Annotated in this window: 12 protein-coding genes; 5 read left to right on the forward strand and 7 right to left on the reverse strand. The window is 55.0% G+C overall.

All coding sequences use genetic code 11. The annotated features are described in order from the left end of the window. Positions 1–98 precede the first annotated feature (98 nt). Complete coding sequence (locus N8E88_RS14825) at positions 99–875, forward strand: metallophosphoesterase (RefSeq protein WP_262294332.1); 777 nt, start codon at positions 99–101, stop codon at positions 873–875. A gap of 2 nt (positions 876–877) precedes the next feature. Here N8E88_RS14825 and N8E88_RS14830 read toward each other — a convergent pair whose 3' ends face one another. The 7 genes from N8E88_RS14830 to N8E88_RS14860 form a co-directional block, all read right to left on the reverse strand. Then, positions 878–3,115, reverse strand: coding sequence for a succinoglycan biosynthesis protein ExoP (locus N8E88_RS14830; protein WP_262294333.1), 2,238 nt, complete (start codon positions 3,113–3,115; stop codon positions 878–880). A 140-nt stretch (positions 3,116–3,255) separates the two neighbouring features. Next, positions 3,256–4,185, reverse strand: a complete 930-nt coding sequence (locus tag N8E88_RS14835; RefSeq protein ID WP_315975288.1) for a glycosyltransferase family 2 protein — start codon at positions 4,183–4,185, stop codon at positions 3,256–3,258. Further along, positions 4,175–5,149, reverse strand: coding sequence for a glycosyltransferase family 2 protein (locus tag N8E88_RS14840; RefSeq protein ID WP_262294335.1), 975 nt, complete (start codon positions 5,147–5,149; stop codon positions 4,175–4,177). Before N8E88_RS14840 ends, N8E88_RS14835 begins: the two co-directional genes overlap by 11 nt. Beyond that, complete coding sequence (locus tag N8E88_RS14845) at positions 5,149–6,153, reverse strand: glycosyltransferase family 2 protein (protein WP_262294336.1); 1,005 nt, start codon at positions 6,151–6,153, stop codon at positions 5,149–5,151. Before N8E88_RS14845 ends, N8E88_RS14840 begins: the two co-directional genes overlap by 1 nt. Positions 6,154–6,202: 49 nt before the next feature. Continuing rightward, positions 6,203–7,378 (reverse strand): glycosyltransferase, encoded by a 1,176-nt coding sequence (locus N8E88_RS14850; protein ID WP_262294337.1) that lies wholly within the window; start codon positions 7,376–7,378, stop codon positions 6,203–6,205. A gap of 148 nt (positions 7,379–7,526) precedes the next feature. Continuing rightward, the gene (locus tag N8E88_RS14855) at positions 7,527–8,318 is read right to left on the reverse strand and encodes an endo-1,3-1,4-beta-glycanase ExoK (protein ID WP_262294338.1); all 792 of its coding nucleotides are present in this window, start codon (positions 8,316–8,318) and stop codon (positions 7,527–7,529) included. A gap of 252 nt (positions 8,319–8,570) precedes the next feature. Next, a complete protein-coding gene (locus N8E88_RS14860) occupies positions 8,571–8,939 on the reverse strand; it encodes a hypothetical protein (protein ID WP_262294339.1) in 369 nt (122 codons plus the stop codon). Positions 8,940–9,206: 267 nt separating this feature from the next. On the opposite strand from N8E88_RS14860, the gene N8E88_RS14865 reads away from it, so the two are divergent. The 4 genes from N8E88_RS14865 (at position 9,207) to N8E88_RS14880 (ending at position 14,165) form a co-directional block, all read left to right on the forward strand. After that, positions 9,207–10,457, forward strand: coding sequence for an O-antigen ligase family protein (locus N8E88_RS14865; protein WP_262294340.1), 1,251 nt, complete (start codon positions 9,207–9,209; stop codon positions 10,455–10,457). A gap of 460 nt (positions 10,458–10,917) precedes the next feature. Next, the gene (locus N8E88_RS14870; RefSeq protein WP_114428017.1) at positions 10,918–11,595 is read left to right on the forward strand and encodes a sugar transferase; all 678 of its coding nucleotides are present in this window, start codon (positions 10,918–10,920) and stop codon (positions 11,593–11,595) included. A 116-nt stretch (positions 11,596–11,711) separates the two neighbouring features. Next, positions 11,712–13,043, forward strand: a complete 1,332-nt coding sequence (locus N8E88_RS14875; protein ID WP_262294341.1) for a UDP-glucose dehydrogenase family protein — start codon at positions 11,712–11,714, stop codon at positions 13,041–13,043. Between the two features lie 42 nt (positions 13,044–13,085). Continuing rightward, the gene (locus tag N8E88_RS14880; protein ID WP_262294342.1) at positions 13,086–14,165 is read left to right on the forward strand and encodes a glycosyltransferase; all 1,080 of its coding nucleotides are present in this window, start codon (positions 13,086–13,088) and stop codon (positions 14,163–14,165) included. Positions 14,166–14,179 lie beyond the last annotated feature (14 nt).

The raw sequence follows: 14,179 nt of genomic DNA on the forward strand, positions 1-14,179 counted from the left end.
GCGTCATATTTTTCGAATGACTAACATGACAAATCCAGCTTGGACACCATACTCGCTTATACGTATCGTCATGGCTGGCTAATAGCAGGGAACCAGTATTGAAGACGCTTCTTCGATTGTTGAAGTCCGATAAGCCGGCCCCACGGGTCGCAAGGCGCCGTCTTTCGATCAATATCTCACAGACCGCCGTCTACACGATCGGCGATGTGCACGGCTGCTACGATCAGTTGCTTGAACTGGAAAGTATGATCACTGAAGACGCGGCTGGGTTGCCCGGCAAAAAGCTCATCATCATGCTGGGAGACTACATCGATCGGGGGCCTGCCTCCGCGCAGGTTATCGAACACCTGCTTCACAAGCCGCATGCCGATTTCCAGCGCATATGCCTGACCGGAAATCATGATATTGCCATGCTCGACTACCTGGAAGGGCGGCTGTCTCTGTCGGCGTGGTGGCATATGGGAGCCAACTCGACATTGCTTTCCTACGGCATCGATGTGGAACGTCTGAGATTGAGTCACCGTACGCCCCAAATGCTGGATGACACCATCCGCGCTTCAATTCCCCATCGGCACAAACAGTTTCTGCGTCACTTGCCAATCATGATCGACGCTGGAAACTTCCTGTTCGCGCATGCCGGCATAAGGCCTTCCCTTTCGGTCAAAGACCAAAAAGATGACGACCTTGTTTCGATCCGCCGAGAATTCTTCGAAACCGCCCATCTGCTTCGGCAATGGGTCGTTCACGGTCACACGCCGATAGAAATCCCGCGCCAGGAAGGAAGGCGATTCAACCTCGATACCGGGGCCTTCTCCACCGGGAAACTGAGCGCTTTGCGGCTCTGGCAGAAGAAGGGCCGCGTGTTCACGACTTGAGGCTATGTTTTGGTCGGAGCCACTCGTGGCGTATCGAGATAGTAGCTTGAGTATCGCTCCATGAAATGCTCGGTGCTTCCGTAGGAGCTGTACTTCGCTAGCCGCTTCATATCGACCTTGTTGAGGACCAGTCCGAGAATCTTCGGCGCGATTTCCACCTCCGCTTGCAGCACGGACTTGACGAGTGCACGAGGCGTGACACCCCACTCTGCCACCATGACGAAGCCATCGGCCATTGGAGCGAAGGCCTTGGCGTCGACGACCGGGCCAAGCGGTGGCAGATCGATGATGATGTAATCGAACACATTGCGCGCCTCATCCAGCAGTTTCTTCATACCCTGGCTTGAGAGAATCTCGCTGGTGTGACGCAAATTCCGATGAAGCACTGTCGGAATGATGGCCAGTTTGGTCTTGTTCTCGACCTTGACGGAATTTTGCCAAGGCTGACCATCCATCACCGCCTTCACGAGCCCTCGTTGGGTTGAAAGCGACAGGGCGCGGGACAGGCCCGGATTGCGCAGATCGCCATCGATGAGAAGCGTCTTGGCCCCCTTTGCGGCCAGCAATCCGGCAAAATTGGCAGCAATCGTGGTTTTGCCTTCGTGCGGCAAAACCGAGACGACACCGATCACCTTGCTTTCCTTGCCCTGCAGCACCACGTCCGCAGCGATTTTGACGTTCCGCAATGTTTCGGCAAACTGCGAAGAGGGGTTATCGACGGCCAAGCGGATTATATTGGTACGGGCAGGCGGCGCAGGCTGCCCCTCCAAAGCCACAGGCGCTTTCTTGGCCTCTGTTATACCCTCGAGTTTTGGCACAAAGCCAAGGAACTTGACGCCGAGAAGCGAGCGGACATCTTCACCGACCCGGAAAAAGCGCTCACGGTATTCACGCCATGCACCGATGCCAGCGCCGGCAAAAAGGCCGAGCAGCAGAGATGCTGCGAGGGCCAGCTTCTTCTTCGGGCTCGACGGGTCTTTCGGCGTCGATGCCACCGAAATCACGCGCGCCTTGGCGATCGGGAAGGACTGCTGCTGTGATGCTTCCTGATAGCGGCCGAGATAGGTTTGATAGAGATTGGTCAGTGCCTGGGCATTCTGTTCCAGATCCCTCAGATGCACCAGCGCTTCGTTTGCAATGGAGGTTTTTCCGGTGGCGTTTTCCAAACCTTCCCGCAGGGATGTCTCGCGCGACTGCGCAGCCTCATACTGATTGCGGTAGCTTTCGGTTATTTGCTGGAGTTCCTGGAAAATTTGCCGGGAAACGTCCTGCTCTTCCGTGCGAAGACTGACGGCCTGCGGATGATCCTGGCCGAAACGGCTGACGATTTCCTGCTCGCGCTTGGTGATCGTCAGATAGCGCGCCCTCAGGGTTCCTATCACCGAGGTGCCGCTCTGGTCCGATACAACAGCCGCATTGTTGACGGCGCCCTCCGGGCCCGAGGCCAATATCGACTTGTACTGATTGTAAAGTGCCCGCGCCCGCGCGGTGTCAGCCTGGGCCAGTATCAGCTGGCTATTGATATCTGAGAGTTGCTGCTCGGAAACCAGCGCTCCCTTTGCCGCAGTCAGACCATTGGCGGCCCGGAAGCGCTCGGTCTCGAGGGCTGCTGCCTGCGAACTTTCCTTCAGTTCATTCAAGCGGCCCTGAAGCCAGACTGTCGCCCTTTGCGTCGCATCGAAGTTAGCGTCCAGCTGATCAGAGAGATAGACGTCCGCATAGGCCTTCGCAATTCTTCCGGCGAGTTCCGCGTCGTCTGACGTATAGGTGAGATCGATGACAAAGCTGCGTCCCTGTCTTTGGACATCAACGTTGGACTGCAAGAGCGATGCCGCATATTCGACCTTGAGATCCGCAGCGGATAGGCCATCCGTATTGGCCGGTTTGCTGCTACTGAAAAGCCCGACGATGGACCGCACTGTGGAAATGGCCGTTGCGAAAATGGAGCGCGGCGGGTTCATAAACCCATCGTTCTCGTCAAGCTTTTCCTTTCTCACAACCTTTTCCGCAAGCTCGGCCGACTTCAAGATCGCGATCTGGCTGAGAATTGTTGTATCTGTCTGCATATTGGCAGGTGCAGGCGAAGGTTCATCAGCGAACTTGCCGAGATTGTCGTCAAGCAAAATGCTTGTCGCGGCCGTATAGCCTGGTTTGGCGGCAATGATGTAAACAAGGCCGAGTAACAGACCCACGCCAGCGGTTATGGCGACTGTTTTCGCCTGCCGTCGGGCAATAGTCATCAAGTGCTCGAGGTCAATAAAATTATCGGCGTGGGCTTGCCCTTCCGGGCTTCCCGCTAGCCGAACATTAAAAAGTTGATTGCCTTGATGCATGTTACCGCCGATTGTTTGCTTTCATATAAAATATTGACTGCCTGCCTTTAGGACGGGATCAGGCGCCTGAGACGTATTCCGATAGGCATAGAGAGATGGCGAAGCGCAGCAGGATCCTTCAATACCACCTCGATGATCCCGCTGATCGATCTGCGTTTGATATGACCGACGAGAGAGAGGAAGGACTTCGCCTCCTCCAGGCTGCGCGTCCGTCGCGTTTGGGCAGCCCTGGCCTCGGGATCGAGTTCGAATTTTGCCAGGAATGTCTTGTCCGCTTCTAACATGGCGATGATGTGGTGCGTTTCGAGAACGCGCGAAATAGAGCCAGGACGCACATGATAAGCATATCCGACCGATGGCTCCACGATGCATTTTCCTCCCTTCGCCAGAATGGATGCGAGGAAGATATAATCTTCTCCGATACGCAGGTTCTCTTCGTAACGCAGACCATGCACCTCGATGAACCGGCGCTCAAAAATCGGCTTCATGTAGCCGAAATTGAAGGTCGTCTCGAAAACGAGGTTCGAAGCTATGAAATCCGCCAGTGTAATTTCGTTGATTTTCGCGAGGTAGTGGACGGGAAACATCGTCTCGCCCTTTGTCTCGCCGTCCTTTATCACTTCGATATTGTCCACGGCGGCGCTCGCCCCGGTACTCTCGGCACGTGCTATCATCGCCGCAATGCGGTCGGGAAACACCGTATCGTCGGAATCAAGTACCGCAATCCAGCGGCCGTTCGCGAGAGCAAGAGCGGCGTTGCGGGCGTGGCCGGGACCGCGATTGCGTTCCAGCGTCACAACGCGCACCCGCTCATCCCGAGACGAACCGGCGATGGCGGCGGTGTTGTCGGTGGACCTGTCATCGACGACTATGACTTCCACGCTCACTCCACGCTGTGCGAGCGCGCTTTCGATTGCACGCCAGATCGTATCCGCTGCGTTATAGGCGGCGATAATGAAGGTGACATCAGGCTGCACGGGATTTATCTCTCCTCGCCGGCACCATCGCTGCCTCTCCATATTGCTCGATCTCGCGGATGCCTATCAGACCGCTGACGACACCCATATGCATAATGCCGCGCAGGAACCATCGGTTGCGCCGGGTAGCAAAAAAGGCCGTCACAAGCGCCATAGACACGCTAAAAGCTGCCTTTGCACCCGCAGGCAATATCTGCGCGGCACGTTTCACGCCAGCTGATCCACCCTTGAGCATTCGCCCATGTGTCTGACCAACGCGGAAACGCCGTTTGCAAAGCCACGAAAATTTAGCCCGCGCCTGCGGCACCGGTTCGAAAACCCATGCTTGCGGTGCGTATGAAATCCTGCCGCCCGCTTGGTGAATCTCGGTGAAATATTGTGTGTCTTCACCGCCGCTTCGTCCCAGCGCCAGACTGAAACGCCGGTTCCCGATGAATGTCGAGGCGCGGCGCAACAGGACGTTGCACGTATAGCCGGTGAGAATTTCGCCGCGTACCCATACGGGGAAGGTCGAGTGAAAATCACCTTTGCTCATCCAGCGTGGCGCATCGCTCGCATAGGTTGCTTGTACGGGCCCGAGTACGGCATCGGCATTCGTATCGCGTGCCGTGGTCAGCAGACGTTCTATCCAATCCTCCGACGCCGTTTCATCATCGTCGATAAATGCAACGTAGTCGCCGGTGCTGGCGTCGAGGCAGGCATTGCGAGCCAATGATATGTTTGCTGCCGGGCTATGGATATAACGCACTTCGAACGGAAGTTCCGCCGCGATATCGGCAACCCGTTCCTTGGCGCTGGGCTCGACATCGTTGTCGGCGACGATAACGCGTATGCGGCATTTTTCCGGCAGGGTCATTTGGCCGAGCGAAAGCAGGGTCGCTCTCAGTTCCTCCCGACGATATGTGCAGACACAGATGTCGATCCGGGTCTCGCCTGTGTTGTGTTGATTGCTTGAGCCGGGCATCAGCGCGTATCCCCCCGTCTGCGCGAATCGAACAGTTGCAGCCAGAAACCCGTGGACCAGGCGAGATGCATGATCATCGCCGATATGGACGCCAATGGACCGTAAGGATTGCGTTCGCCAATGGCCAGCCACACGCCATAGCCCAGGCAGATTGTCATCCATAGTACAGCCGGCACTGCTGCCCACCAGTTGAGCGCAGCGAGAAGAATGCCGGCGACCACGGGAAGCACCATCAATGGCAGCGCCTGACGAAGCTTCGGAATCATGCGATGTTTCAAAAGGTTCTTCGCCCTGCCTCTACCATAGCCGAGATACTGCCTGAACAGTGCCGATGCCGATGACCGCGGGTAGTAGACCATGAAGGTCTTGTCCGTCATCCAAATGCGTGCACCGGCAGCCTTCAGCCGGCAATCAAGCTCGGCGTCCTCGTTGTGGGTGAAGCCCTCGTCGTAACCGCCAACCTCGCGGAACATCGAAACACGCATCAGCGCATGATGGCCGTGATCGGTCCAGTGGCCTTTTGCGCCGAGACGATGCCTGGCGCCGCCATTACCGAGTTTGGAATTCTGCGCGAGGGCTGTCGCCTTTTGGAAGGTCCCGAACCCCTCGGTGGCCATGCCGACGACGACCGAATCCGCTCCCGTGGCTACCGCTTCATCGAGCAGTTTTTCGCAATAATCGTCCGGGTATTTTCCATGCGCGTCAATGCGGATGAGATAGTCGTGGCCGTCGCCATAGGCCGCCACCGCCAGATTGATCGCGGCGCTCTGGATGCGTTTTTCATTGTGCACGAGGATAACACGCGGGTCGTTCTGGATTATTTCCGTAACGATCTGCTGCGTTCCGTCACTGCTGCCGCCATCCGCAACGATAATCTTCAAGTCGAAACGCCGGGCTTCCGCGCCCAGTTTTTCAAGAAGCGCGCGGATGTGCTCGGCCTCGTTGAGGCAAGGCACCACAACAATGCATCGGCCGACAAAATCCGGTTTTGTAGCACTTGGCATTGACGTCACTTCTCCTGTTTTCATTTTGCCGATCCGGCATTCCAGCTGGTCAAGCGGCGACCTGAAGTACGGCGCCATGTTCGTTTGCATGCGTGAGCCGCCCAAGGCGTTCCACCAGTGCGCGGCAATCGTTCTGGTCGAACACCCAGGCCGAACGTTCCTGCGCTTCGACTTTTTCGCAGGCACGTTGGTAACGATCGGTATCCATTTTGTCGAACAGTGCTGCGAGCGCCTCGATCGTCGGTTCGCCCAAGGAAAAACCGATGCCGCGTTCTTGCAAAAACAGCGACGTTTCGGTGCCCTGCATCGCTATAGGCACAGAGCCATAGCGACATCCTTCATAAAGCCTGTTCGGCAGAAGCCAGTTGGAATTTTGTCCGGCCTCGTAGAAATCTATAGCCCATGAAAAATGCACCTCGTCATAGATCTTCTGCAGATCTTCCGGATTTGCATAGGCGCCGTGGAATTGCATAAAGGGTTCATCGGCGACGAAGCGGTCGAAATCATCGAACTCCGAATAGGCGGGGCGACCCCTCAGAACGATTTCAACGCGGCCCTCCATCTTGCGAGAGAACGCAGACAGGAGCGCCAGCGAAGTGCGGCAGCGCAAGGCACCAAACCAGCCGATCTTCCAGGGCTCCTCCTTGGACTTGCCCGCGCGGTTTATGGCCTCCGTTTCCTGAGGCTCGAGTTCCAGAACCTTGTTCTCCACCACTTCGACCGGCACGTTGATCTGGCCAAAGGGTGCGAAATATTGCCTGACGAATGCGGGCGAAGAGGTAATAAGAAGCTGTGCATTGTTGCTGAGCGTTCGTTCTACGAAGCGCAGCGCCTTACCTGTCATATCCCGGCGCAAAAGCAGCCGATGAATATCAAGGCATTCATAGACAATTGGCACGTCACCGGGAAAAAACGCCTTCGCCCGATTGGCGAGCGCCAGCATTTCGAGGTTACGTCCGATGATCAGGTCCGGTCTGGCAACATTCTTGAGCCTCGAGCCGAGCGCCAACGCGGCGCGTGCAACAGCGGCGACGCGTTGGGTAAACCTGCCATCACTCGTCCTGCCGAGATCGATCGGAACGATTGTCGCAATCTCGCTGATCGGTTCGCGGCTTCGCGTGAAACCGGCAATAGTCACGGTTGCGCCGCCGGCTTGCATCATGATTACGCGGCGCCGGACCGCGGGGTCGGACAGATCATGCACGAGGTACAAGACATGCAGCATGAGGTCATCCCACAATTGATCTGCACAGGGAACTTAGTATGGCTTTTACTGCAGTGCAACATTTTTGCTTCACTGCGGCAAGTTCCATAATGAGCCCTGCGGCATTATCGTAATGAATTGGGCGTAGGTATGTTGCCATCGAAATAAATTAATCCAGCGAACACGCGACTGATTCCGGAAACTGGCAAGCTTCACCCAGCGCTGTAAACGCAACGCGGGCAAACTCGGCGGAAACGGGCGTGCCAGGCATGCTGAAAGCTCCAAGCCAGGATTTCATCTTGTCGCTCGCCCAAAGGCTCAGGAATATCTTCTGCGGGTGGGTAGGTAGAGCCGCAGGATCGGTGACAGTGTGCACCAATTTGCCGTTCACATAGTAGCGCAGACGATCCTTTTCCCAAACGAAGGCATAATCATTGTACTTGCTGTCTGCGCCTTCAGGCACCCCGACCAGTTTCTCGTTTCCGCCCTTGCCGTTGACATACGTATTCAATTGAACCCTGGAGGGGTCCTTTCCCAGGAACTCGAAGTCGATTTCGTCCCATGGTTGCTTTTGCTGGGGCCCGATATAGCTGAAAAAGCTGGTGTTGAAACCTGAACCCGCCGCGGCCTTGATGCGTGCCTCGTAGGTGCCGTAGCTATAGCGCGCATTGGTCTGGATCTCGCCGCACACATAGTCGCGATCCTTGGTTTTTTGAGGCGCAAAGCCAAGTGTCAAGGTGTTGTCCTTGAGACCCACCTGCCCCTTGGACCACGTGCAATTCTGGTGAGCCCCATTGGACCAGCCATCGGAAACGTACCAGCGCTTCTTGTCCAGGCTGGCAAAGTTTTCGACGAACGATTTTCCTGGCTGCTTCTCTTGTGCAAATGCGAGAACCGGGGTCATACCAAGGCCAAGCGCTATGCTGACGAATGCTATCCGGGATGAAATCGAGGCGACCATCGATCTTCCTTTCTTTATGGGAAAAGGCGCGTCAGCAAGAAGCCGAAGTTAAACATAATCCTAAGAGCGCACAGTTTCTTTGCTGCACTGCATCATTATCACTACCTGCCGCGATCGGTGTCAACCACGTAAAAAACTGAAAAAAGCAATGTTTTTCTAATTCAAATTCAATGAGTTAGGCGGGCTTCGCCGATTCTGGCACGGGAACTTTTGCCTTTTTAAGGTCGCATTCGCTCCGTTGTCTGTAACTCTTCAATCTGACTTCGGTTCCGTTTGGCCAATGCCATTCGCGTTCTCAAACGTCGTTATTGCCTCGTCCATTTCTTGCATGAATGCCATCTGTTTTTCCAGAAAATCAATGCGCTGCGAAAACCTCGTGAGTGCGTGCGTCAGATTATCCACCTGCGCGGACACCTTTTCTGTTTCGCCTTCGTTTTCCATGTTTTCAAAGGAAAATGCAGCATTGACTGAAGCGTCGTCATAACGGCGGCGAAAGCCGTCGCGCTCACGTTCAGTCTCGGCAACGACGTCCCTTATCGCCCGCTTGATGGTCAGGAAACGTGTGGCATCCGACAGACGATCTCTCTCGGGATTTCTTGTCCGGAAGCGGAATAGTGCCATCTCTCACCCCATTTCCCAAGACGCAAAGGCGCCGTACCGGAACCGTAGACAAAACTTGTTACGCAATGGTTGTTTCCGGTTTCAATCCTGTCAAGCCAGATAACGAAAACCTCTTATCTGACACAACATTCGCGTTTTTGAATTTTACAAATTCCGCCGATAGTGCCAGTTTCCCCGAAGGATGCGATAGAGCTCAAATCATCTCTGGACGACCAAAACGGAAATCCGTCCAAGAGAAAAACACAATGCTCGCATACGGACGTCACGATGAGAATTGCAAAATCCCTGCTTGTCGAGCCAGGCAAGAATTTTTGGTACGGAACGTTCGCCGTAGCGCTATCGGTCTTCGTTTTTGCCTATTCGACAAACTTTGGTTTCGTGTCCATTCTGGTTTTCTACGGGCTGTGGTTGCCTCTGATTCTGGTCGACTATCGCAGGGTAATTGGTAACTACGCACGTTTCTATTGGGTGTTGCCTTTCGTCCTCTTGGCATGCATGTCGTTTTCTTGGTCGGCCGCGCCGCCTGTCACCCTGCGCGCCGGCATTCAATATTTGACGACGATAATCTGCGCCTTGATCGCTTCCCGCATCATAGACGCGCGGACCTTTGCGGGCGGCGTAAGCATGGGTGTCGCGCTGGTTTTGCTTTATTCGCTCGGCTTTGGCCAATACCAGTATGATGCGCTGGACGGCTCCTATAGTTTCGTCGGCGCGTTCGCGTCCAAGAACCAGCTTGGCTTCTTTGCATCCCTGGGTGTCTATTTCGCCTTCGCCAGTTTCTTCGTGCTGCAAACCAGCAAATTGTGGCGCTGCATCGCAGTCGTGTGCGGGCTCCTGTCTGCCTATTGCCTGGTTGCCTCCAGTTCGGCTACCTCAGTCATCGCAACGACTGCAATACTCACCAGCACCTTGATTGTGGGCGTCGTATTGAAATTCTCACCGAAGCACCGCCGGTCGTTCTTTCTGGTCGGCATTGCCGTAGCGTTGGTGCTCGTGGCCGTCGCCATAAATGCCGGTGCCATCGATCTGGTGCTCGGCGCTTTCGGCAAGAATTCCACTCTCACCGGACGTACCTATCTTTGGCAGGAAGGATTCAGAGCTGCTCGCGAGGCCCCGCTTATGGGCATTGGTTATCAGGCTTACTGGGTGCAAGGCTTTTCCGAGGCCGAGCGATTATGGGCGGAGTTCTATATCCCTGCACGTACCGGATTTCATTTCCACAATACCTATATCGAAGTGCTTGTCGAACTTGGCTATGTCGGCGTTGTTCTGATCAGCGTGCTCCTCGGAGGTGTGGTGATCGGTTTCCTGCGGCGTCTGCTGATGGAGGGATATACGCCGCAAGGACACCTCATGTTTGGCATCGCGCTGTTGTTATTGATCCGCTCGTTCTTCGAGATCGACTTCATCCAGCCTTACACGATCGGGTCGTTCCTCCTGTACTATTCCGCAGGATTGCTCGCCATTCCACAGCGCACACCATACAAAATGATGCAACCAACCCAATTACAGACATAACAATATCGTGATCGAACGAAAAAAGCGCGATATGGAACGGGCGGAACCCGTTCTTCCGCCACTTCTTTATGCATGATATGGATTACTGCAGTGCAGCAAAATGCTCTGTTTGCGGCCCCGAAAAAGTTACCGCATTCGCGTCATGACCTGTATCAGACGCCGATTTTGTGCTGAACCATGCCTTAAAACGCAAACATGGCCAAATCCGCCACAGTACAGTGTAAATAGCGAATAATAGTCGGCAAAACGTCTGCAAGTTAACAGACGTATAATATAGTCGAAGAGGTCAAAAATTAGGCAACTTATGGGCAATTTCTAGCCATCACTTAGTGTTTCAAGCCTGTTAATTTTTTGTGTTGCGCTGCACCATATTTTTGATGCAACTTCGGTTATACCTTTGGATGTACCGTTTGATACCGTCGCATCAGCCATTCAATCACCCGACCGCCGGAGTTGTGCCATGAGCGATTCAGTCAAATCGACCGATTTGAGTTATTCCCAAGTTGATACGGATTTCGACCCTGCTTTGGGCGGATTCCTGAAGCGTGGATTCGATATTGCCGGGGCCTTGGCAGGCCTCATTGCCCTTAGTCCCCTGTTCCTGCTTATTGCACTCCTTGTGAGGTTGTCCGATGGCGGGTCGGTATTTTATGGCCATCGCCGCATCGGGCGGGGCGGCAGCATTTTCCATTGCCTTAAATTCCGGACGATGGTCGAGGATGGCGATGGCGTGCTTGCCAGCTATTTTGCCGCTAATCCGGACGCAAGAGCAGAATGGGAAGCCACCCGCAAGCTCAAGGACGATCCGCGTGTGACTCGCGTTGGCGCTGTGCTGAGAAAGCTGAGCCTTGATGAACTGCCACAGATCATCAATATTCTTCAGGGCCACATGAGCATTGTCGGACCCCGTCCCGTCGTGCACGACGAGTTGGAGAATTATGGCAACGCTGCTGTGTTCTACCTCAAATCACGCCCTGGCCTCACGGGGCTTTGGCAGGTGAGCGGGCGCAATGACGTTTCTTACGACAGCCGCGTGCAGTTCGACAGGCACTATGTCGAGAACTGGTCGTTGAAACTCGACTTGCATATCATCATCAAGACTGTGCCCGCGGTTTGCATGGCCAGAGGCAGTTACTGACCCAATGACAATTGCGAAAACTTGGTTGCGGGCATTTCTTATGGCCCGCGATTTTTAATGACTATAGGTGACCGGATCCTGGTTCGATCCGATGTCTTTGCACAGGAACAAATCCAATGAATTTGACGGTTTTTGGAATTGGCTATGTCGGTCTTGTACAGGCCGCCGTATTGGCTGAGGTGGGGCACAATGTCTTGTGCGTCGATATCGACGCTGACAAGGTGGAACGATTGAATCAGGGGTTCATCCCGATTTACGAGCCAGGTCTCGAGAGTCTCGTCAAGGAAAATCACGCAGCGGGGCGCATCACGTTCACGACGGACGTCGCAGCTGCCGTCAAACATGGCCAGATTCTGATGAGTGCAGTCGGCACACCGCCCAGCGAAGACGGCTCAGCCGACCTCAAATATGTGCTGGCCGTGGCAGAGGCAATCGGGCGAGAAATGGAAGCGCCAAAGATCATTGTCAGCAAATCGACAGTGCCGGTGGGAACCTGTGATAAGATAAGGCTGAAAATCGCCGAAGTGCTCAAGGCGAGAGGACGCGAAGAACTGGACTTCGACGTCGTCTCAAATCCGGAATTCCTGAAGGAAGGCTCGGCAGTGGTGGATTGCATGAAACCTGACCGAATCATCATTGGAACCAGCAGCGATAACACCGAAAAGGTGATGCGGGAGCTCTACGCTCCCTTCAGCCGCAATCATGATAAAATGATTGTCATGGATGTGCGCAGCGCCGAATTTACGAAATATGCGGCCAATTGCATCCTCGCGACCAAAATCAGCTTCATGAATGAAATGTCCGGTCTGGCGGAGCGGCTTGGCGCCGATATCGAGGAGGTCCGCAAGGGCATCGGTAGCGATCCACGCATTGGCTATGATTTTATCTATCCGGGAATAGGCTATGGCGGGTCCTGCTTTCCGAAGGACGTTCGCGCCATGATCCAGACGGCAGAAGGCATCAGTTTCGATGCCAAGATGCTGAAGGCGGTGGATGAGCGGAATAACGCGCAGAAGTCCATCCTGTTCGAAAAAGTTCACCGCTACTTCAAGGGCAATCTCAAGGGCAAGGTATTTGCGCTTTGGGGCCTGGCCTTCAAACCGAACACCGATGACATGCGTGAAGCCCCCTCACGCACGCTGATGGAGGCTCTGTGGCAAGCCGGAGCCAGCGTGCAAGCGTTTGATCCGGAGGCGATGCAGGAATGCCAGAGCATCTATGGCCAGCGCGATGACCTGCTCCTTTGCGGGACAAAGGAAGCAGCGTTGCGCGGTGCTGACGCCCTGCTTATTGTAACCGAATGGAAGAGCTTCCGGGCGCCATCCTTCGATCTGATGAAGGATGCCCTTACGACGCCAGTCGTCTTCGATGGCCGGAATATCTATGATCCCAAGGTCATCGCCCGGCATGGCCTGGAATATTACAGCATCGGCAGGCAGGCCGCATAGGCCGCCGAGCCAGGTGAAAAACAGGATATAAGGAGCCACGCGATGAAGGTGCTTTTTGCGGGCGGCAACGGCTACTATCCCCAGTTCAGCGGTGGCGTTCAATCCAGTACGCATCATCTGGTCGAGCAATTGCGCAATCAGGGGCACGAAGCCTCGGTTCTGGCTGCCTTGTTTGGCCAGGGGATGTTCGGATTGAAGGCACGCGCCAAGATGAAGATCCTGGGTCAGCGGGCGGCAGTCGACAGTTTTCCGGGCTATCCCGTGGTCAGGGCCTGGTTTCCCTGGGAAGCCGCGGCCTTCGCAGTCCAAAGACTCAGGCCCGACGTCGCTGTCGTCCAATGCCACAAATCGGTCCCGATAGGCAAAGCCCTGCAAGCTGAAGGGATACCCTTGGTCATTTACCTCAGAAACGTGGAATTCCATGAACTTGCCGGCGATCTGCGCGAACTGGATTCAGCACTTTACATCGCGAATTCCGAGTTCACCGCGAGGACCTACAAGGAAAAGTTCGGGATCGATTCGACCATCATCCCTCCGACGATCGACCCTGTCCTCTACGGAACGCCGACGACCGGCGAATATGTGACGTTCATCAATCCCTACAATGAAAAGGGATTTGAACTGGCTGTCCAGATTGCCGCCCAGTGTCCTGACATCCCGTTTCTCTTTGTCGAAAGCTGGAAGCTTGCCGATGATCACCGGGCCAGCATCGAAAAGACAATCGCGCCTTTGAAGAACGTCAAACTCGAAAATCGCACCAGCGACATGAAAACGGTCTATGGGCGCACCAAGATCCTGCTCGCCCCCAGCAAATGGGAAGAGGCATGGGGCCGCGTCGCGTCAGAAGCGCATTGCAGCAGCATTCCTGTCGTGGGGTCACGCCGTGGCGGACTGCCGGAAGCGATTGGCGAAGGCGGCCTTGTCCTAGATTACAACGCGCCACTGCAGGACTGGGTCAGCGCAATCCGCACGCTTTGGACTGACAAGGGCGAATATGACCGGCTTTCTTGCGCTGCAAAGAAATTCTCCGAGCGGCCGCAGATGGATCCAAAGAGCCAGTTTTCGACCTTTCTAAGCGTTCTTGACCAAGCTACCAGCCGGAATATCAAGCAGGTGGCGTGATAAGCGCCGCCAAT

It is taken from the genome of Phyllobacterium zundukense, assembly GCF_025452195.1.
Taxonomy (GTDB): Bacteria; Pseudomonadota; Alphaproteobacteria; order Rhizobiales; family Rhizobiaceae; genus Phyllobacterium; species Phyllobacterium zundukense_A.

Excerpts from the sequence above, each read along its gene's own strand:
- N8E88_RS14830 (WP_262294333.1), bottom strand. The coding sequence starts at position 3,115 with ATGACTATTGCCCGACGGCAGGCGAAAACAGTCGCCATAACCGCTGGC.
- N8E88_RS14840 (WP_262294335.1), bottom strand. The coding sequence starts at position 5,149 with ATGCCCGGCTCAAGCAATCAACACAACACAGGCGAGACCCGGATCGAC.
- N8E88_RS14845 (WP_262294336.1), bottom strand. The coding sequence starts at position 6,153 with ATGCCAAGTGCTACAAAACCGGATTTTGTCGGCCGATGCATTGTTGTG.
- N8E88_RS14850 (WP_262294337.1), bottom strand. The coding sequence starts at position 7,378 with ATGCTGCATGTCTTGTACCTCGTGCATGATCTGTCCGACCCCGCGGTC.
- N8E88_RS14855 (WP_262294338.1), bottom strand. The coding sequence starts at position 8,318 with ATGGTCGCCTCGATTTCATCCCGGATAGCATTCGTCAGCATAGCGCTT.
- N8E88_RS14860 (WP_262294339.1), bottom strand. The coding sequence starts at position 8,939 with ATGGCACTATTCCGCTTCCGGACAAGAAATCCCGAGAGAGATCGTCTG.
- N8E88_RS14865 (WP_262294340.1), top strand. The coding sequence starts at position 9,207 with ATGAGAATTGCAAAATCCCTGCTTGTCGAGCCAGGCAAGAATTTTTGG.
- N8E88_RS14870 (WP_114428017.1), top strand. The coding sequence starts at position 10,918 with ATGAGCGATTCAGTCAAATCGACCGATTTGAGTTATTCCCAAGTTGAT.
- N8E88_RS14875 (WP_262294341.1), top strand. The coding sequence starts at position 11,712 with ATGAATTTGACGGTTTTTGGAATTGGCTATGTCGGTCTTGTACAGGCC.
- N8E88_RS14880 (WP_262294342.1), top strand. The coding sequence starts at position 13,086 with ATGAAGGTGCTTTTTGCGGGCGGCAACGGCTACTATCCCCAGTTCAGC.